Here is a 19,370-nt window from a genome sequence, read left to right on the forward strand (position 1 = left end):
TAACTATAAAAAATAAGCTCCATATTTAGGACTTATTATAGTTCTTCGCCTATCTTTTTGGCCCACCCGCTGCCTCGCCAACTCATGCAATATCTCACCAAGGGGTTTCTGGATCGCACCGAAGAGAGACCTCTTGCGCCTCTTCGGAATGAAGACGACGCGACACTTACTGTCCAACTTCGTGCAAGCAAGGTTCCATTTCGTTTAACCGATCTTTTAGTAGTAACAGAAGGTTTCCGATGACCGCATCACACGATCAAATCTCAAGAAGTACCCCGGCTTAGCCGGGGGATTTTATGAGTTTTCAGTTCGCTTCTGGCCGATTGCTGCTCCAACTGACCATCAGCAAAAGGGCGGCGTCCGACTCTCCTCTTTTCGCTCGCACACGGTATTTTTTCATTGCGTCGTTAAAGAATGCCATCTTCAGTGTCCGCATCTCAGTGGCGACCAAGTCTCACATTCTGCCAGTTGAATATCACCACGCTTAAGAATTCTGCCTTACAGATTGGCAGTTAATTTGCTCTATGCGGAAAAGTGCACTACAAAGTGAATGGGGACAGATTTATTTTTTTTGGAAAATAAATCTGTCCCCATTCATTTCAATAGCTAACATCCATAAGTGGACAGTACCTCCACGCAAAATTATTGGCCTAATGGCTGCTCTGATTTAGGTCGTAGCGAACTGACAAAGCTGAGGGATTTATTTCTCTAAACAATCCGTCAACTTCTATGCACAAACTAGGAGTTACCAACACTCAGAGCAAGGGTGTTACCAATTCACTCTAGTTCATCCATGTTTTCCTCAGAAATCATAGTCTGATCCGTCATGTTAGCTTTTTCAATTTGCGCTATTGCAACAACTGTATTCCCGCTGCACCAACTCGAGTTCAGGGTGTCCGGATCAATTACGGAATTTATTGTAGCGCGCTCATACCCGAGAAGTGGACGACCAGAAATAAACAGTCGCCCATTCGCCACTGTTGGCCAGAAAATACCTACATCAGTCGAATTTGCATACTGATATACCTTCACCGCTTGAGGAGCACCACCAATACTGTCACCGGCGTTGGATTCTCTAAGTAGATCGCGAATAACTCCAAATGGCTCCATATTAAATCGGGCATTTTCCGGCTGCCGCATGTCTAGACCATACTGCTCTTGAGCCAACGCTTTAAGGCGTGTTCTGACTTCGTACACCCACTCTGGGTCACCAGCAATTTCTATCTTTCCTAACCCACCAAAGCGGTTGCTATCCTTACGCTCGTGAGCTATGAATTCGTTGATAGAGGACTCGAACTGTATACGCCAAACTCGGAAAGCTTTATCAAACCAGTCATAACCACCAATAATAAAGGTCACTTCTGGGATATTTTCACCTCTGGCATAACTGTGAACCTCTCGCTGCATCTGATTAAGAATATCAACTAAATGGCTCTTAAGCTTAGTAAGTCCAAGCGCTCTTGTTTGAGATGGCACATGGAGGTTAGCAGCTTTAATCGCCGCGATAATCATCGGATATGCCCAATCAGTTCTACCGGCAAAACATATGGCCGCATCTGTTCGCGAAAAACAGAATGTCTTCTGGCAATGATCAAATCGCTTGCCATTACTTAGTCGACTATCCGAGCAGAAGACTAGCTCCTCTGCCCCATTACTGAGTGTACGGACCCATACGGCAGCAATAGTCATAATGCCTCCACGAAAACAGACTAAACATGTTAAATACCAAGCAGCGATCAACAACGGACAGAGAAGGAAAATTGATTTTTTCAATAGCAAGTCTGTCCACCTTCCCCACCCTTTTTACATCCTTGCCAGTTGCTAAGTCTCAATGCCTACAACTGTAGTACACGCACTTTTCTTTTTTCTTTTTTTGAGTCCCGCCATACTTCCACACGAAATTGCTGGCCTAATGGTGGCTCTGGTTTAGGTCGCGACGGCCGCGGCAAATTCATCTTGCGGTCAGTTTTAAAAATTGCCTCCTGCTCGAAAGCACTAAGGGGTAAATCCAACTGCTGTGCTAGCAAAGGGATATTTTCAAATGACTTTTTCACGTCACTCATAAAATCCGGCTCAGATTCACTTTCCTCGCCAAACATAAATTTTACCTGCAGCATTGCCTGCTCGGTCGTAATCTTTCCGCTTTGAACTTTTAAAAACAGCCGATGCAATTCACCTAAAGATCCGCTGTTTTTTTTGACTCTTGGCTTTACATTTTTATCGGAGAAGGGTTCAGTTGCGTGACCAACAAGAAAATCACCCGCTGAGCTTAATTGACCCTGTATGGTTTGAATGCCAGACATGAACGATCCGTACTGCCCCACTCCTATATAAAGAGCGTAGAGAGTTGCCGCAACTTTAGCTCCCCCCTTAATCGAACCTTCTTCGACTTCCAGCGAAAGCGAGTAATCAGGAATTTTTAGAAATTTTTCGACATAGGCCTCCCATTCGTCGAAAAGTTTTGTCGAGTATTCCTCAAACTTATGCCGGGGCAGGCTTGGTACGTCGATATAAAAATCTGTCGATCCGAGGTCGATCATTTTTCATCCATGTATTGTTTTAACATTCCACAAATAAAATCAGAGGGCATGATAAGTCGTAATCAGACTTGACACAGGCGACCCGATCTTTCGAGCCATCTCTAACGGCAGGCTATCGCTTTGCCATTAGCCTGTCCACTAACGGCATAAGGTGATGGGGATGCTTAAACACCTATGTTTAACGCTATCCATCGTAATGCTCACCCGGGCTACAACGCCTTGCGTCATTGCCTACGACTACGCCAGAATCCGCCGGCTTGTGCGTCTACGTCGCGGCTTTTATCGTTTCCCGGTCACTGAAAAACAGTGATGGGGTTTGGTAGCCCCGGGTATCGTAGGTTGCATAAGCATCATGATGTGCAGTGTCTGAAAGACTCCGCGTTATGGTGGTCATGCACAGGGCGTCTTCGGGCGCGCCGGTTTCCTATGTCCCGGTCTACCAACCTGAGCATGGCCGCCACCCTTCGTTTGGTAGCGAAACGTGACGGCTCCCATTGACGACGTAGGAGTTACACCATGATCAAACCAACACCCAACCCACCCGAAACCGACCCGACCTCCCCTTACGAATTTCCCGATTCAAAGAAATTCCACGACGCCGCCGAGCGTGCGCTGGACCATTACCTCTCCCCGTCCTCCCGGGTGATGTCGTGCTGCATCGATCCCGAGCCGATGTTCCGGGCCAATCCCAAGTACAACACCGAAGCCCTGTTGGCCAATGCCAGCGAAAGCCTGGGTTCGGCCAACGAAATGTTGAACAACTTTGCGTCCACGCTCGATCCCTCGCACCGCAAGACGGCGTTGGGGATTGCGCAGGTGGTGATGGTGGCCGGGTTGGCGGTGAATCAGGCGCTGGATCACGTCGAAGTGGCGTAAGCGGCTGTCGCTAAAAACAGCCTTGAGCACCTGGCATCGCGCCAGGTGCTTTTCCTTCAGGGCCAATGACCCGCCCCCTGCCCTACAGCGCCCGCACCGGAATGCAGATGTCACAGCTCATTTCACCGGTGCGCGGATCGAAAACGGTGGACGCCGTAAACCGCTCGAAGAATGGGCGGTCGTCGCATTGCAGGCCGCTGGACGGCATCCATTCGCGGATCAGCCATGTCCACGCGTTGGCCATGCCTTCGGCTTTCCCTTTGAAACTGGCGACGGCATACCGCCCACCCGGCAGCGCTTGCGTATCCACCTGGCCGCTGGCGACGAAATCCGCCGGCACGTCGACGCAGGCGTCATAGCGGCATTTGTCGGGCGGCGTGATCGAAGGGTCGTCATGACCGATGCCGTAACACGTCCGGTCACCGAGGCCATGGGAATACATCCACGGCGTGATGGTGCTGCGCCAGAATTCGCCGATGGCCGGCCCGTAAGGCCCGATCAAACGTTGATACGCGACGCGTGCTTTGGGCAATTCAATAATGCGTACTTCCATGGCAATGCCTTCCGATAGCCGATTAGAGCCGTCAGCTTCGGCGAACGGCCACTCGGCCGCCTGATGGCGATTGCCGAAGACCTGATCAGGATTGCTCTCGTGGCTGCCCGCTGGCTGCCTGATCACGGCCGCCTGAGCCTTCAGCCGCTGAGGCGTCGTGGCGCGCCAGGCCGAGGGCGTGCAGCCGAACTTGAGTTTGAAGGCCCGCGCAAACGCCTCGCCCGACTGAAAGCCTGTGGCCAACGCGATTTCAAGCACGGTTTCCCGGCTGCCACAGGACAGCCGCAATGCTGCCTTCTCAAGCCGTCGACGCTGCGCATAACTGCCCAGCGTTTCTCCCATCCATGCGGCGAAAATGCGATGAAAGTGAAAACGCGAGAAATTGGCGATATCGGCCAGATGCGCGCCGTCCAAAGGTTCATCAATGTGCGCGTCGATGTAGTTCAGTACGCGATTGATCCGCCGCGCATACTCGGCGCGGGAGGCTTGCGCAGAGGGTTGGTTGGTCATTCCCGAGGCACCGTCCATGTGGCTGTTTAGCCATTGAGTTTCTGCGGCAATCCCGCACCGCCATCCACACTGGATTTACTACGTCGGCAACGCTCGGAGCAATAGCGCACGTCCTCCCAGCAACGAGCCCATTTCTTTCTCCATGTGAATGGAAGGCCGCAGGTCGCGCAGGTTTTGACGGGCAGCTCACTTTTTTTCACAACGGCTCACCCTCGTCCAATTGGTTGAGCAACCACTCGCCGCGCTGCCAAAGCGCCTGTTGTCTGGGCACAGGCATGCGGTCGAAATTTTTATAAATGATGCTCATGCGTTGATTGCCGCGCAGGCGGTCGCCGTGACGCATCAGAAAATGCCAGTAAAGCGAATTGAAGGGGCAAGCGTCGTCTGTGGTGCTTTCACTGACCTTGTACACGCAGCCACGGCAATAGTCGGACATGCGTTTGATGTACTGGCCGCTCGCACAATAGGGTTTGGAACCGAGATAACCGCCATCGGCGTGCATGACCATGCCCAGGGTATTGGGCAGTTCCACCCAGTCGAAGGCGTCCATGTAGATCGCCAGATACCACTCACAGATGTCCTTCGGCGCGATGCCGGCGAGCAGTGCGAAATTGCCGGTCACCATCAATCGTTGGATGTGGTGAGCGTAGGCATGTTCCAGGCTCTGGTTGATGGCCTGGCGCATGCAGTTCATCTGGGTTTGCCCCGTCCAGTAGAACTCTGGAAGCGACCGCGTATTGCCAAAGGCATTGCCATGGGCATAGTCCGGCATCTTCAACCAGTAGACGCCCCGGACATACTCCCGCCAGCCGATCAGTTGCCGAATAAAGCCTTCGGCGGCGTTGAGTGCAATGCTGCCGGACCAATAGGCAGATTCCACATCGCTGCAAAGCTTACGAAGATCCAGCAAGCCGATATTCAGTGCCGCGCTGATACGCGCATGAAACAGAAACGGCTCATCGCTGGCCATGGCGTCTTGATAGTCGCCGAAGGCTGCCAGCCCCCAATCGAGAAAGTACGCCCACAGGGCCTGCGCTTCGGCGTGGGTGACCGGATAGTCGAACGTGTCGAGGGCGCCGTAGTGGCCGGAAAAGTTGTCGGCAACTAACGCAAGCACCTCACGGGTAATTGCATCTGGCGTAAAACGGGCTGGCGAAGGTGGCCTGACGCCTTTGGGCAGGGCTTTGCGGTTTTGTTCATCAAAGTTCCAGGCGCCTCCGACCGGGCTGCCGTCGCCGTTGAGTAACAACGTGCTCTTGCGGCGCATCTCTCGATAAAAGAACTCCATGCGCAGCTGTTTTTTGCCCTGCGCCCAATGAGCGAACTCGGCACGTGAGCAAAGAAAGCGACTGTCGCAATGCCAGTTGATCGCCAGGCCACAGTCCCTGAGCGAATGCTCCAGCCGCCAGTCACCGCACTCTGTCATGTGCAGTTCATCCGGCTGCAGACGTGATTGCCAGCGGTGCAATTCGCTCGGCACGGACCCGGTATTTTCCGGGTCATTGAGCGTTACGTACTGCACCTTGAAGCCCCTCTGCCGCAAGGCTTCGGCGAAGTGGCGCATGGCGCTGAATATGAGTGCGATCTTTTGCGGATGATGAGGAACATGGCTGGCCTCCTCCATCACCTCGACCAGCAGCACCGTATCGCTGTGTTGATCCAGCGCCTGCAGGGAGGCGAGGTCGAACGATAACTGGTCGCCCAGGACGAGGCACAATCGGCGAGTCGTGTTCATCAATCAGGTTCCGGTTGATGGGGGCGTTCAGGCTGACTGCATAGCGTTGATCCACTGAACGGCTTTCAACAAGCGAGAGCCTGAATTCTTGTACAAGAACACGCAAATGTACAATTTTATTGCAAGAGATTGGCTGCCTCTTCAGCCGTTCACCAAAACCAATACGGCAAAAACTTCGGCGTAGGCTCGATCATCAGTTCCAGGTGATAGGTGATCGGGTTGAAGAAGAACATATCCAGAATCAAAAACGCCCCGACCCCGAACGACAGCGTCATGAACTCGCGATACGGATGCTCGGCGAAATACTCGCGCTTGGCGTGGTAGAAGCTCAACAGCGCAATCAACCCCAGGCCTGCACCCAAATAGTTGGGCTGTAGCGGGACTTCGGCAAAGAGGTTGTAGACGCACACCGACGCCAGCATCCCCAACCCCAGCAGCGGTAGCTTCAGGCAGAACTTCAGCAAGCCGTTTTTGGCGCGCACGAAGGCGGTTTCCTGGCTGACGAACAAGTACGCAGCCAGCAGGGAAATGGCCGGGGTGATTGCCAGGATGTAGCGCGCTTTCTTGGAGCTGGGAATGGTGAACAGCACCAGCAACACCAACAGCCACCCGGTGAGGTAGAGCAGCAGGTCGATGTCTTTGTCGCGGGTCGAACTGAAGAACAGTTTGTATTTCTTCAGAATTACGTTGATGGCGTAAAACACCGTGAAGCCGTAGGTGAACAGGCCGGCGGAGAAGTAGAAGTAATAGCGCGGCGCGTGGTCGGAGCCGAAGCGTCCGATGCCCTGCATGTTCAGCACATCGTCGAGGAAGGCTTGCCCGCCTTGCAGGTAGGCCGCCCAGGCCAGCAGCACCACTCCGGCGGCCAGAATCACGCCCGACAGGAATGAAAACACCAGCAACAGGCGCCATTGGCGGCTGAAGAAGTAATAAGCCCCGATGACACAGGCCGGCCCGATCAAACCGATCGGCCCGCGAAATGCAAAGCCCAGCGCCAGCCCGACGTACAGAAACGCCAGGCGACGCGGGTCTTTTTTCATTTCGGCGGAATACGCCACGTAGAAGCACATCACCGTAAACAGCGCCGGGTAGATATCCAGCGCCAGCGAGTTCACGCCGTCGAGAAAAGCCCAGGTCAGCAGGCTGAACAGCACGCCGTAGGCGCCCCACCGCTTGCTGTGCAGCGCCCCCAGCCGATAAATGAACACCAGCATCAGGGACGCCGCCACGCAGGACGGAAACCCCATGGACAGAATGGACACCTGGCCAAACGGCAAGGACACCAGATACACCAGCAAGGTGTTGAGGACGGTGTAGTCGGGATAGGGTTTGAGATCGTCGGCAATCGGGAACAGTGTGACGCCGTGCAGCAACATGTATTCGGCGAAGTCGACAAAGCGCGTGGTGTAGTTGAGGACAGCGGGTTTGTACTGCAACACCATGAACACGGCCAGTGTCATGAAGAAAATGCTCAGGCACGGATTTCTGGCAATCAGTCCTTTCAACGTGCCTTCCCGCCAAGTGCGCGTTACAACAAGCGGGGCATCAAATCGATCCATCGGTAACCCTTTAATGAAGTTGTTCTTTTTGGCTGAAATCCTTTCACTCCGGTCGCTCCGGGACTGATCGCCCCATTACCGGAAAGTTGAATTTGAGACTAGCCCACGAAGGGTACTATTCAAGCATTTCGCGCCCCAACATTCCCTGAACGAGATGGATGAAAGTCAATAAAAAGCCCGGCCAGACCCTCTTCACTGACGAAGAATATCGGGCCGGGCTTTTTGCCGTTCAGTTACTGGTTATTGACGGTGATGTACGGGTCCCAGGTGTGGTCTGTGCCGATCTGGTTCAGGTCACGGTCGTACAGCGCAAACGTGATGGTGTACCAGAGTTTGCCTGGATTCAGAGCAGTGGCCTGCCATAGGGAGTACGTCACATCGGTTTTGGAAATACCACCGGGCGCACCCTTGTTCAGATAGATGACCACACCGGGCACGTTGAAAGAGACCGGCATCGAGATGGTGCCTTTGTAATCACCGCCCTGGTGAGGGTCGCCGGGCTGGACGTTCTTGATCTGTGCAATGCGGTCGAAGTTGCGCGACAGCGTGGTGGCGCGCCAGCGGATGTTGTCGCCGGTTTTGACATCGATCCACAACTCGTTGCCACCTTCGCCGGTGTTGCCGCTGGCATGCGAATCGACGGCATCGCGCGTCACCAGCATGGAAATCGCACCGCCGACATCGTTGGGATGGGCGATCAGGTAATCGGCATCGATATTGACGAGTACGTCATAGGTATTGGTCGAACTGGACATGTTCCTGCTCCTTGTTGGAATGGCATGACGACCGCGCCCGCAAAGGCTGTCCGGCTCATCCGGTCCCTGGATGCGGTCTGCGGAGAACGATAGGAGATGGCTGGATGGTGTCAACGTGCGATCAGTTGACGCGAAAAAAATGCAGCGAAATACACCGCTGCCAAAGCGTTGATCCAGGACTGTCCAAGTCGATCCCCTCATCGACTACGAGGCATTTTCTGACACGTTGAGCTGCCGAAAACGTATAGACGTTGCCGGTATTCACCGAATGGCATGTACCTGAAACCCCGCCATGCCCAATGACGACAGCAACAAGCAATATGGATAGTATGGCGGCGAGTTTTCCAGCATTCAAAACGGACGAAAGCTGATTCCACAATGAAAACATCTCTCATTGTCTTGATGACTGTCGCTCTATCAACTCAGACAACACACGTCTGCGCCGATAACACCAACGGCAAGAACCTCTACGTTCAAAGATGCGCCGTATGCCACGGACCCGATATCAAGGGAACAGGCCCGTTGGCCAAAAAAAGCAATCCCCCTACTCCCGACCTGACAACACCCGCCTTCAAGAAACGATTGAGTGACTACCCGGGCGTGATCGTGTCCTCGATCATCCTTCGCCCGAACGGCGACCTGATTCCAAGAACCTTGCGCGAGAATGGCGTGAAAATCCCGCCGCACGCCTGGAGCGTCAGCGATTTTCGCGATTTGAATCAGTACATGAACGATGTCATTTCAAGAAAGCAGCACTAAGTCGGGCAGCACTCCCCTTTAGCGTTCGTCGGCGTTTTTATCGCTGCCCTTTATGTTTTCAATCAGGTCAACCACGTAGTCCTGATTGAAGCCCGCCACGAATGACCAGAACAGCAACTTGGCGTAGGCCGCATACCCTTCCGCGTGTTGGCAAAAAATATCGTTGAAGATTTGCTTCAGACACTGAGGATCTTTATCCGGAGTGATCACCGGAAACAGATCGCCTCGGATAACGCCGGAAAGGAACAACAAATACAGGAGCCCTGCCAGAATCCCGCCGATGAACGAAGGCAGTATCAACGCGAACCACGAGCGGGAGAGGTTTTCGATTTCCGGGTCGGTGAGTGCTGACAATCGCCTGTGAAACCCTACATAGCCCCCGATATTCCCGGCGATACAGACGATAAACGGCACCTTGTAGTCAGGCAGGCTGTAAGTGACGGCAATCGCCAGCGCCAGCAAGGCGATGAACAGCCAGAATATGCGCTGCCAGATGATGTTGAGGTCTTCCTGACGATTCATGATCAGCTCCTTGATCGCGACCTTGTGAGGACTATTCAAACGATAGACCAATCCTGTCGAACGCACGGAAGACCGAACCGAAAAAGACCTCGAAGGTGCGCGTCTGGATCCGGGCGCACCTTCGCCGCGAACGTTGTCAGCCCAGGCGCATCGACACTTCGATGTCGTCGGCAAACGGCACGCTCAGGTAGCCGTTCTTGGGCGAGCGCACGTGAGCCAGGTATTCCGGGCAGTAGTCGGTGTTGTCGGCGATCACCAGCGCGCCAGGTCGCAGGTGCTTTTCAACCAGCTTCAACACGTCGCCATACAACGCCTTGGCGCCATCGAGCAGCAACAGATCGACCGTGTCCGGCAGGTCGCTCGCCAAGGTCACCAACGCGTCCCCTTCGCGAATTTCAATCAAATCACTGACGCCACCCTCAATAAAGTGATGCCGCGCCAGTTCGACTTTCGACGGTTCGAATTCACTGCCGATCAACACACCTCCGCCGTTGTCCCGAAGGGCCGCCGCCAGGTGCAGGGTAGACAGGCCGAACGAGGTGCCGAACTCGACGATGGCTTTGGCCTTGATGCTGCGGGCGAGCATGTACAGCAGTTTTCCGGTGTCGCGGGAGACGGGCAGCCACAGGTCTTTGAGCATGCCGTACAGCTCGCGGTACTCGGTTTTGCTGTGCATCAGGCGCTCGCGTTCTTCGTTGGATACGGAATTCAAAACCGGGCTGGTGGCGGCGCTGGCCTGGGTGTAAAGGCGTTCGATCAGGGTGGCCAGAGGCTCTGCGGTCAAAGTAGTCATGGTGGTTTTCCGTCGGTTGAGGGCTAAAATGCGAATGATTCGTCGCGTTTAAATGATGCGAGCGAATGGCCCGATTCGCTATTCGCATTCCCTCTTCACGCCTGAGCCGACCATGACCGACCGCCAGACCGCCCGTATTTCCTCACGCAAACAGCCGCAACAGGCTCGCTCCACCGAGCTGGTGGCGGCGATTCTTCAAGCGGCTGTTCAGGTTTTGGCCAAGGAAGGCGCGGCCCGTTTCACCACGGCGCGGGTCGCGGAGAAGGCCGGGGTGAGTGTCGGGTCGCTGTATCAGTATTTCCCGAACAAGGCAGCGATTCTGTTTCGGTTGCAGAGTGATGAGTGGTTGCAGACCACCGGGATGCTGCAGCGGATTCTAGAAAATCATGAAGAGCCGCCGCTGGAACGCCTGCGCACGTTGGTGCATGCATTCATTCGTTCGGAGTGCGAAGAGGCGCAGATGCGTGGCGCGTTGAGTGATGCGGCACCGCTGTATCGCGATGCGCCAGAGGCCCACGAAGTACGGGCGGCGGGCAAGCGCACCTTTGAAACATTCATGGTTGAGTTGTTGCCCCAGGCCAGCGAGCCCAGCCGCGTTCAGGCCTGTGATCTGATCCTGGCCACGCTCAGTTCGGTAGGAAAGGACTTCTCACTCACCCCGCGCACCGACGAAGCCATCACGGCACGCGCCGAGGCGATGGCGGACATGTTTTGCGCCTATGTGGCGTCTCTCGACGCCAGGTAAGGCTGTCGATACGCCGTCGGCCGTTCCACCACGGCAGTCTTCAGGCTACAAGAGCTTGCGCAAAAGCCTACGAATGCTTGGGAAAACGCTAACTTGCCGGGTCGGTCCGCAGGCTATAACTTTCTCACCAGTGTTCATTGCAGTGTTCTACTAAACCCGCCCAAGGCAGTAAGCCGTCCTAGCCATCCAGGATGTGCCAAACCCTTGGGCGTTTTTGTTTCAAAAGTAGCGAGTTTGCGGACTCGGTCTCAAAGGGTGCTGCTGAGCCGTCACGATGCTTATTGGATTGGTGCCGAGCGCAGCCAACAAACAACAAAACGCCGCAAGGGACTCCCGTCCCTTGCGGCGTTCGTTTTTCAGCGGCGGCGAGCGTCGAGGCTGAAGCGACCGGCACCGAAGGCCACGACTTGCAGCAGGCCGCCGGCCATGGCGATGTTCTTGAAGAAGTGGATGAACTGGTTCTGATCACCCAGCGAATTGTGGAAGGCCAGTGCGGTGAACACGCTGAACGCGGCCAGCACAGCGGCGACGGTACGGGTGCGGTAGCCGGCGATCAGTGCCAGGCCACCACCGATTTCGACGATGACGGCCAGTGCCAGCGCCACTTGTGGCAGAGGCAATCCGACTGAGCTGATGTAGCCGATCATCATGGCCGGAGCGGCCAGTTTGGAGAAACCGGAGAGGATGAAAATCACACTGAGCAGGACGCGGCCGATCAAGGCAACCGAGGCTTGCCTGGTGTCGGAAGCGTTATTTACAGGAGCTGCTTGAGCGATGTGTACAGAAGTAGCCATGGGAGTCTTTCCTTCAATTGGGGTCCGGTTCGACTTGAACCGTCCGGATGAAGAAATGTTGCGCCTCGGCAGCTCATCTGAATAGCCGACTAATTTAGATCGTTACGTTCGAAAAAATAGGTAAGCTGCTCACCCAGTCACGACCATTCAAGGACACCGGCATGATCTCCGACCCGGGCACTCCGACTCTCGATCAGCTTCGCGTATTCCTGACCGTCGTCGAAGTCGGCAGTTTTGCGGGGGCTGCGCGCAAGCTTCACCGGGCGACGTCGGTCATCAGCTACTCGATTGCCAATCTCGAAATGCAGCTGGGCGTCACCCTCTTCGACCGGGAAACCACCCGCAAGCCGCAGCTCACCGACGCCGGCCGCACCGTGCTGGCCGAAGCCCGGACCATCGCCAACGGCGTGCACGGTTTGCGTGCCAAGGTCAAAGGCCTGCTGCAAGGGCTGGAGGCCGAAGTGCATGTGGTGCTCGACGTGATGTTACCCGCCGAGCGCGTGGTGGACGCGCTGAAATCCTTTCGCGAGGCATTCCCCACCGTCGCCCTGCACCTGCACATGGAAGCACTCGGCGCCGTGACCGAGCTGGTGATCAACCGCGGCGCGGTGGTCGGCGTCAGCGGGCCGATGAACGATGGCATCAACGGCCTCGAAAGAATCGGCATCGGCAGCGTGGAGCTGATCCCCGTGGCGGCGCCGAATCATCCTTTGGCATGCGCCGAAGCCAATATTCCCGGTGCCGGTCGCGAGCACACGCAACTGGTGCTGTCGGATCGCTCAGAGCTGACCAGGGACAAGGATTTCGCCGTCCTCAGCAGCCGCACCTGGCGTCTGGCAGACCTGGGCGCCAAACACATGCTGCTGCGCGAAGGCATCGGCTGGGGCAACATGCCGAGGCCGATGATCCAGGAAGACCTGGACAGCGGCCGACTGGTGAAACTGGACCTGCCGGAATACCGCAGCGGGCAATACACCTTCGACGCGATCTACCGCACCGATGTGCCGCCGGGCCCGGCGGCGCGCTGGCTGATCGAGCGGTTTGTGCAGCAGAACACATCCGGCTGAGGAATTGCGCCTGCAGCCCGACAGAACATCGCAAAGCGGTCTACGCTCCATCCACCCGACACGCTGGAGTGACCCCCATGATCCGCGCCCTGTTGTCCGCTGCCCTGCTGATAGCCCTGAGTATTCCGGCCCATGCCGGTGTCACGCCCTTCCCCGCATCCTTCCGGACTCAGGACATCGCTGTGGACGGGGTGAAGATTCACACACGCGTCGGCGGCAAAGGCCCGGCGGTGGTGCTGCTGCATGGCTTCGGCGATACCGGGGACATGTGGGCGCCGCTGGCTGCCGATCTGGCCAGGGACCACACTGTGGTGGTGCCGGATTTGCGTGGCATGGGGCTGTCGTCGATCCCGGCCGACGGCTACGACAAGAAAACCCAGGCCGGCGACATTCGTGCGGTGCTGGCTGCGCTGGGCATTGAGCATTCGGTCGTCATCGGTCACGACATCGGGACCATGGTCGCCTTCGCCTATGCCTCGCGATACCCGCAACAGACCGATCGTCTGGTGGTAATGGACGCACCCGTTCCGGGCATCCCGCCGTGGAACGAGATCGTCCGTTCGCCGATGCTCTGGCATTTCGACTTCGGTGGCCCGGACATGGAGCGGCTGGTCGCCGGGCGCGAGCGCATTTACCTCGATCGTTTCTGGAACGAATTTGCCGGCAACCCGAAAAAGCTCGACGAAGCCACCCGGCAGCACTACGCCACACTCTATGCCCGCCCCGGCGCCATGCACGCGGCGTTCGCCCAGTTCCGCGCAATTCGTCAGGACGCTGCGGACAATGAGGTGTCGATGAAAACGAAACTGACGATGCCTGTACTGGCCGTCGGCGGTGAAAAATCCTTCGGCAACAACGAAGCCATCGTGATGCGCAATGCCGCCGACAATGTGACCGAACGGGTGATCGCCGGCGCAGGGCATTGGCTGATGGAGGAAGCGCCGGTGGAGACGATCCGGGCGATTCGCGGGTTTATCTCGCCGTGACGCCGGCCCCCTTCTGACAAACGCTCAGGAAAGCCGAAAAGTTGACGAGCGGTCATCCGGATGTTCAGATGCCGCCCTGTTTCAGGTGTCCCATGCCGCCGTGCATGGGGTGAAACGGGAAACCGGTACGTTCCTTTCGAACAAGTCCGGTGCTGCCCCCGCAACGGTAGGCGCGTGATGCTTTCGACAGACCACTGTGGCCACACGGCCATGGGAAGGTGAAAGCCTCCAGACGCGCGAGCCCGGAGACCGGCCTGAAATGCTTTTGGCAAACTCCTGCGGTGGGCGGGCATGGGCCGGTGTCGGCGCGTGCGCGATGCCTTCTCCTGCATGCTCTTCTGCGAAGATCCTTTCGAGAAGACAATGATCAATCCTTTCAACACCAAGGCTCCATCCCTGTTGCTCGGCTGCCTGTTCAGCCCGCTGCTGCTGGCCGATGACACGCCGCTGCAACTCTCTGAGCAAATCATTTCCGCGCCGTCCGTGGAATCCACCACCGTCGCCGACATGGCGCAATTCGGCAGCAAGGTCGAGATCGTCACCCGCGAACAGATCGAACGCGCCGGCCCCGGTGCCGATGTCAGCCGCGTGATGCAGATGTTCATTCCCGGCCTGTACGTCGCGCCGAAAAACGGCCCGTTCGACTACGGCACCTATTCGCTGCTGGGCGGGCGCAACGACGACACGCTGATCCTGCTCGACGGCGTGCGCCTGAACAATCGCCTGTACGGCGGCCTGTACCTGGACACCCTGCCGGCCAACGCCATCGAACGCATCGAAGTGCTCAAGGGCGGGCAAAGTCTGCTGTTCGGCACCCAGGCGGTGTCGGGCGTTATAAACATCGTCACCCGCAGCCCGCAGAGCCGCAAAGCCTCCGGCGAAGTGAACATGGGCGTGGATACCTTTGGCGGCACCAGCGAGGATGCGCGGGTCGAAAACATCTTCACCAACGGTTTCGGCGACCTTGGCCTGCTGGCCTACGTCAGCCATAACGTCTCTGACGGCTATCAGCCCTTCCGCAATCGCGACATCAGAAACAGCAGCGAAAAGAACCGCGCCTACGAAGTCACGACGTTCGGCGGCAAGGCGATTCAGTCCTTTGGCGATGACGCTCGCCTGGAACTGTTCTACCAATACGCCGACGCCAACCTCGATTTCGCCCGCCCGGTCGACAACCACAAAACCACCAACGATCGCATCCAGCAGATCGCCACGGCGACTTTCGAGCAGAACGTCAACGAACGCCTGAGCTACTTCGTCAAAGGCCACATCAACGACTGGGACACCCGCTACACGCGCATCAACAACACGTCCGATGGCGGTGTAAAAACCATCAACCACAACGACTACTGGGGCTTCACAGACTGGGGTGTACAGGCCGAAGGCAAGGCCGAATTGCCCGGCGGCCATGTGCTGGTGTTCGGTACGGACAACCAGTGGTTCAAGGGCCAGGACGATGTGCTGATCATCGACAATGACAAGGCCGAAGCCCACGCCTTCTATACCCAATTACGCCCGAAGATCGATGCCCTGCCCGACTGGCATCCGAGCATCGGCATCCGCCACGAAGCCATGAGCGGCGGCGACAGTGCCACCGTCGGCATGCTCACTTCGCTGTATGACCTCAACGAAAACTGGGCCCTGCGCGGCCAATACGGCACCGCCTACAAACTGCCGAACGCCGAGCAATTGTTCGTCAACGAGCCGGGCGATGAACTGGGCAACCGCAACCTGAAGCCGGAGAAAAGCCACAACGCCGAACTTGGCCTCGACTACAAAGGCCTGCTGATCGACCGTGAGTTCAGCGCCAGTGTCACCCTGTTCAAGCGCAAGATCGACGATCTGATTACCCTCGATGACATTCAGTGGGTCAACGGCCAGGGGCGGGTCCGGATGCGTGGTTTCGAGGCGGACGCGAAACTGGCACTCAACGAGCAATGGAGCCTGCAGGCGGACATGACCCGCAACCTTACCGAGTCCCGAGCAGGAGTGACGATCAACGATGTGCCAAGCTTCTTCGCCCGCTCGCGCATCGGTTACGAGTCGGTTGACCGGATGTGGGGCGCCGGTGGCGCAATCCGCTACATCCGCGATGTGATCAGCTCGAAACAGGTCGAGTACGGCCATTATTCGGTGGTGGACGCCGATGCTTATCGCTACCTCGACGGCGCCCGTCAGCATCGCCTGAGCTTGCTGGTGGAAAACCTGTTCGACCGCGATTACATCACCAGCCGTTCGAGCAACGTCGACAACCTCGGACGGCCCTTCACCTCCGAAGTCCGCTACACGTACCGCTTCTGATGGCCGAGATCAAAACCGTCGACGGTATCGACACGCATCCGGACTGGTCGCATGTTCCCGACCATGCACGCCACGTGTTCCTCTGCACCGGTCCGCGCTGCACCCAGCGCGGCGCGTTGCAGCTATGGAAAACCCTGCGTCGGCACTTGCTGGCCCATGACAGGATCGAGACACCCGGCGGGGTCTTGCTGACCCGCACGCATTGTCAGTTCCCGTGCAACCTCGGCCCGGTGCTGACGGTGTACCCGGAGACGTGTTGGTACGGCGTGCGCAGTCACGAGGATGCGCAGCGATTGGTCGAAGCGCATCTGGTGGGCGGTGAAGTGGTCGGGGATCTGCTGATCAAGGAGCGCTCGTGAGAAGGCTGTTCTTGCTGGCCGGCGCCCTGCTTTGCGCGTCTCCGGTTCTGGCAGATGACTACCGCAACTGTGGCGAGACCTGGCACCTGCCGGCCTCCCCCCCGTCGCGGATCGTTGCCCTCAATCAGCATGCGGCCGATCTGGTGCTGGCGTTGAGTGCAGGCCCGGCGCTGGTGGGCGTGGCCTATTTGGATGATACCGGTGCACCTCAGACCGAGTACTTCGGCGCGCCTGTGATTTCACGCCTGTACCCTTCCAGCGAAGTTCTGTACGCGCAGAAACCGGATCTGGTGGTCGGCGGGTTCGCCTCGGCCTTTGGCAACGGCGTGACATCGCGCAGCGGATTGGGGCGCAACGGCGTGGCTTCGTATTTGCTCGAATCGGCCTGCAATGGGCACTCACTGGACTACTTCGAACACATCCGCAATGACCTCGCGACCCTCGGTGCATTGCTGCACAGACAACAACGCGCTCGGGAACTGAGCGATGCGATGGATACAGATCTGGCACGGGCCAAGGCTTCAACCCGTTCGGGAAAACCGCTGTCCGTGTTCTATCTCGACAGTGAGGTCAACGGTCTGGACAGTGAAGGTCGACGGGGTTTCGTTACCCCCCTGCTGGCCGCTGCCGGTGCGCGAAACCTGTTCGCCGACATCAACCAGTACCGGGTGACCGTCAGCCGCGAAACCCTGCTTGCCAGCGACCCCGATGTGATCCTGCTGGCCGACGCGCAATGGTCGCCAGCCCGTCGCAAGCGTCAGCTGTTGATGCAGGATCCGGTGCTCTCGACCCTGCGGGCCGTGCGTGAGAACCGGATGATCGATATTCCGTTTACGCAGCTGTTGCCGACGGTGGGCAGTGGCCGAGTGGCGCTGGAGTTGGCAGAGCGACTCAGGACATTAAGTCCTTGACGCACTGCCCCGATCAAGCAGGTTGCCGGTGGAGCTGCCGCTGCATTGTCATTCAACGCATTTTTTGGGCGTCATGTTGATATTTTCCGTCAGGCTTTGCGTACTCGATTCCGGTTCCCGCTTTGCGCTCAACTCAATCGGGTATGGCCCGGTCTGCAAGAGAATCGCCCGGGTTTTAGCAATAAACGCCTCTTCGCTTTGGGTATAGAAGATCCATTCGCGCTGCTGCCCTCCTGTCACCGTGCAGATCCACTTGGCCAGGCCTTTGTCTTCCAGGGCAGGCACGATCAGTTTCTCCATGTCTTTCATGCGTCTGGCAACGCGATACTCCGGTGTGAGCGTTTTAGAGGAGTATTTCCAGGTGATACGGGCCTTGAACGGCAACGTCCGTTTTTCAGTTGCCGATACAGAATCCACAACTTTGAAACTTCCGGGGAAGGGAGTTTCCGGAAAATCAGTCTCCTGGTACTTGTCCTCGCCTTCGGCGAGTACCATTTGCCTTTCAGGGAGATCGTCATCAAGAAGCTCTGCAAGCGCATCTGCTTTTCTGATTTCCTGATCTTTTACGCAGTTGCCATACCCGGCACTCCCGACCGGGCCCGCATCCAGGCATTGATCGCGCGCGACCGGGAATGGAGTCGGTTTATGGCTGGAACAGCCAGCGACCAGCACACTGGCCAAAGCGAGTAACACAAACGGTTTTGCAAATCGCCGCACGCGCGAAGGAGACTTCATCCGTGTGCACCCGTTTTTTTCAGTGACCATGTACTTCATTTCCTTGAACCTGGAGCGATTTACCTTTTTCAGGACCGGGATAGTTGTCGTCACCGCGAGCGTTTTCTGAAGAAGAAAAACAAACGCAGTTTCAACGTCATAATCACTTTGCGGTGAAAAATGTGGCTCCCATTTAACTCCTGCCGTACAGAAACGCCCCTCTCTTTGCTGCTGTCTGCACCAAGCCATAAAACACGCTGGCCACCTCCCCCCACTCGCGTTTACCATACGCCCAACTCGTATTACCGCGGCTGCTGAACCCGGTATTCACGAGGAAAGAACATGAACAGAACCCGCGCCTGGAGACGTTCCCTGGCCCGTAAACACGGCAGTGATAAAGCGGTTCGCCCGCAAACTTTCAAGCCGGAAAAGAACTGGAAGTTGATGTACATCCGGTCCACCAAGCTGGTCAGGGCTCGCCAACTCGGCATGAGCTATCCCATTCGCTCCACCCGCCAACTGCTGGATCAAGAGTGACGAATCTACTGTTCATTTGCAGTCGTAACCAATGGCGCAGCCCGACAGCGGAAGAAGTCTGGCGTCGTCGCCCCGGTTTCAATGCCCGTTCAGCGGGCACCAGCCCCAATGCACGCAAAACCATCGGCCCGGCGGATATTCGCTGGGCCGATTTCATTTTTGTGATGGAAAAAAAGCACCTGAATCGCCTGCGGGCCGAGTACGCACGGCTGATGGAACACAAGCGGATTTACTCGTTGGACATTCCGGATGACTATCAGTACATGGATCCCGAGCTGGTAGATCTTCTTGAGGAATTGGTGAACCCCTACCTCGCCACTTGACCCTCTGTGCTTCCCACATTGGCTTTTTCTG

21 protein-coding genes and 1 riboswitch are annotated in these 19,370 nt (G+C 56.7%); of the genes, 10 read left to right on the forward strand and 11 right to left on the reverse strand.

Annotated features, from left to right (window positions below; all coding sequences use genetic code 11):
* Positions 1-777: 777 nt before the first annotated feature.
* On the reverse strand, positions 778-1,689 hold the full coding sequence (locus ACK6BI_RS25030; protein ID WP_409319182.1) for a hypothetical protein: 912 nt from the start codon (positions 1,687-1,689) through the stop codon (positions 778-780).
* Positions 1,690-1,835: 146 nt separating this feature from the next.
* A complete protein-coding gene (locus ACK6BI_RS25035) occupies positions 1,836-2,540 on the reverse strand; it encodes a hypothetical protein (protein WP_409319183.1) in 705 nt (234 codons plus the stop codon).
* 516 nt (positions 2,541-3,056) lie between these two features.
* Here ACK6BI_RS25035 and ACK6BI_RS25040 point away from each other — a divergent pair.
* Positions 3,057-3,416: a DUF6124 family protein gene (locus ACK6BI_RS25040; RefSeq protein ID WP_260523309.1), complete on the forward strand. Its 360-nt coding sequence runs from the start codon at positions 3,057-3,059 to the stop codon at positions 3,414-3,416.
* An 82-nt stretch (positions 3,417-3,498) separates the two neighbouring features.
* Here the strand turns inward: ACK6BI_RS25040 and ACK6BI_RS25045 are convergent, their stop codons facing one another.
* The 5 genes from ACK6BI_RS25045 to ACK6BI_RS25065 all read right to left on the reverse strand — a co-directional run bounded on the left by ACK6BI_RS25045 (position 3,499) and on the right by ACK6BI_RS25065 (position 8,528).
* The gene (locus tag ACK6BI_RS25045) at positions 3,499-4,479 is read right to left on the reverse strand and encodes a GyrI-like domain-containing protein (RefSeq protein ID WP_409319184.1); all 981 of its coding nucleotides are present in this window, start codon (positions 4,477-4,479) and stop codon (positions 3,499-3,501) included.
* A gap of 26 nt (positions 4,480-4,505) precedes the next feature.
* On the reverse strand, positions 4,506-4,679 hold the full coding sequence (locus ACK6BI_RS25050; RefSeq protein WP_082302423.1) for a DUF2256 domain-containing protein: 174 nt from the start codon (positions 4,677-4,679) through the stop codon (positions 4,506-4,508).
* Complete coding sequence (locus ACK6BI_RS25055) at positions 4,676-6,214, reverse strand: cryptochrome/photolyase family protein (protein ID WP_409319185.1); 1,539 nt, start codon at positions 6,212-6,214, stop codon at positions 4,676-4,678. Before ACK6BI_RS25055 ends, ACK6BI_RS25050 begins: the two co-directional genes overlap by 4 nt.
* Positions 6,215-6,363: 149 nt before the next feature.
* Positions 6,364-7,674, reverse strand: coding sequence for an ArnT family glycosyltransferase (locus ACK6BI_RS25060; protein ID WP_409319233.1), 1,311 nt, complete (start codon positions 7,672-7,674; stop codon positions 6,364-6,366).
* Between the two features lie 332 nt (positions 7,675-8,006).
* On the reverse strand, positions 8,007-8,528 hold the full coding sequence (locus tag ACK6BI_RS25065; RefSeq protein WP_409319186.1) for an AidA/PixA family protein: 522 nt from the start codon (positions 8,526-8,528) through the stop codon (positions 8,007-8,009).
* Between the two features lie 378 nt (positions 8,529-8,906).
* Between ACK6BI_RS25065 and ACK6BI_RS25070 the strand changes: the two genes are divergently transcribed.
* Complete coding sequence (locus ACK6BI_RS25070; protein WP_409319187.1) at positions 8,907-9,287, forward strand: c-type cytochrome; 381 nt, start codon at positions 8,907-8,909, stop codon at positions 9,285-9,287.
* Between the two features lie 18 nt (positions 9,288-9,305).
* On the opposite strand, the gene ACK6BI_RS25075 is transcribed toward ACK6BI_RS25070, so the two are convergent.
* Both ACK6BI_RS25075 and ACK6BI_RS25080 read right to left on the reverse strand, forming a co-directional pair.
* Positions 9,306-9,809, reverse strand: coding sequence for a hypothetical protein (locus ACK6BI_RS25075; protein WP_409319188.1), 504 nt, complete (start codon positions 9,807-9,809; stop codon positions 9,306-9,308).
* 136 nt (positions 9,810-9,945) lie between these two features.
* Positions 9,946-10,602 carry an O-methyltransferase gene (locus ACK6BI_RS25080; protein WP_409319189.1) on the reverse strand — a complete coding sequence of 219 codons (657 nt, stop codon included), beginning with the start codon at positions 10,600-10,602 and terminating at the stop codon, positions 9,946-9,948.
* A gap of 112 nt (positions 10,603-10,714) precedes the next feature.
* Here ACK6BI_RS25080 and ACK6BI_RS25085 point away from each other — a divergent pair, with 112 nt between their 5' ends.
* The gene (locus ACK6BI_RS25085) at positions 10,715-11,347 is read left to right on the forward strand and encodes a TetR family transcriptional regulator (RefSeq protein ID WP_409319190.1); all 633 of its coding nucleotides are present in this window, start codon (positions 10,715-10,717) and stop codon (positions 11,345-11,347) included.
* 356 nt (positions 11,348-11,703) lie between these two features.
* Here the strand turns inward: ACK6BI_RS25085 and ACK6BI_RS25090 are convergent, their stop codons facing one another.
* Entirely contained in the window at positions 11,704-12,141 is a 438-nt protein-coding gene (locus ACK6BI_RS25090) for a DoxX family protein (RefSeq protein WP_409319191.1), read from the reverse strand.
* Positions 12,142-12,302: 161 nt separating this feature from the next.
* Between ACK6BI_RS25090 and ACK6BI_RS25095 the strand changes: the two genes are divergently transcribed.
* The 5 genes from ACK6BI_RS25095 (at position 12,303) to ACK6BI_RS25115 (ending at position 17,765) form a co-directional block, all read left to right on the forward strand.
* Positions 12,303-13,208 carry a LysR family transcriptional regulator gene (locus tag ACK6BI_RS25095; protein WP_409319192.1) on the forward strand — a complete coding sequence of 302 codons (906 nt, stop codon included), beginning with the start codon at positions 12,303-12,305 and terminating at the stop codon, positions 13,206-13,208.
* Between the two features lie 77 nt (positions 13,209-13,285).
* Positions 13,286-14,194: an alpha/beta fold hydrolase gene (locus ACK6BI_RS25100; protein ID WP_409319193.1), complete on the forward strand. Its 909-nt coding sequence runs from the start codon at positions 13,286-13,288 to the stop codon at positions 14,192-14,194.
* A gap of 66 nt (positions 14,195-14,260) precedes the next feature.
* Positions 14,261-14,467: riboswitch (cobalamin riboswitch) on the forward strand.
* Positions 14,468-14,557: 90 nt separating this feature from the next.
* Positions 14,558-16,495, forward strand: coding sequence for a TonB-dependent receptor plug domain-containing protein (locus ACK6BI_RS25105; RefSeq protein WP_409319194.1), 1,938 nt, complete (start codon positions 14,558-14,560; stop codon positions 16,493-16,495).
* On the forward strand, positions 16,495-16,854 hold the full coding sequence (locus ACK6BI_RS25110; RefSeq protein ID WP_409319195.1) for a (2Fe-2S) ferredoxin domain-containing protein: 360 nt from the start codon (positions 16,495-16,497) through the stop codon (positions 16,852-16,854). The genes ACK6BI_RS25105 and ACK6BI_RS25110 overlap by 1 nt, the downstream gene beginning before the upstream one ends.
* On the forward strand, positions 16,851-17,765 hold the full coding sequence (locus tag ACK6BI_RS25115; protein ID WP_409319196.1) for an ABC transporter substrate-binding protein: 915 nt from the start codon (positions 16,851-16,853) through the stop codon (positions 17,763-17,765). The genes ACK6BI_RS25110 and ACK6BI_RS25115 overlap by 4 nt, the downstream gene beginning before the upstream one ends.
* A 48-nt stretch (positions 17,766-17,813) precedes the next feature.
* Here ACK6BI_RS25115 and ACK6BI_RS25120 read toward each other — a convergent pair whose 3' ends face one another.
* On the reverse strand, positions 17,814-18,539 hold the full coding sequence (locus ACK6BI_RS25120; protein WP_409319197.1) for a DUF695 domain-containing protein: 726 nt from the start codon (positions 18,537-18,539) through the stop codon (positions 17,814-17,816).
* 282 nt (positions 18,540-18,821) lie between these two features.
* On the opposite strand from ACK6BI_RS25120, the gene ACK6BI_RS25125 reads away from it, so the two are divergent.
* Both ACK6BI_RS25125 and ACK6BI_RS25130 read left to right on the forward strand, forming a co-directional pair.
* Positions 18,822-19,016, forward strand: coding sequence for a hypothetical protein (locus tag ACK6BI_RS25125; protein ID WP_409319198.1), 195 nt, complete (start codon positions 18,822-18,824; stop codon positions 19,014-19,016).
* Positions 19,013-19,339, forward strand: coding sequence for a low molecular weight protein tyrosine phosphatase family protein (locus ACK6BI_RS25130; protein ID WP_409319199.1), 327 nt, complete (start codon positions 19,013-19,015; stop codon positions 19,337-19,339). Before ACK6BI_RS25125 ends, ACK6BI_RS25130 begins: the two co-directional genes overlap by 4 nt.
* Positions 19,340-19,370 lie beyond the last annotated feature (31 nt).

The organism is Pseudomonas sp. KCJK9016, assembly GCF_046231795.1.
GTDB classification, from domain to species: domain Bacteria; phylum Pseudomonadota; class Gammaproteobacteria; order Pseudomonadales; family Pseudomonadaceae; genus Aquipseudomonas; species Aquipseudomonas bananamidigenes.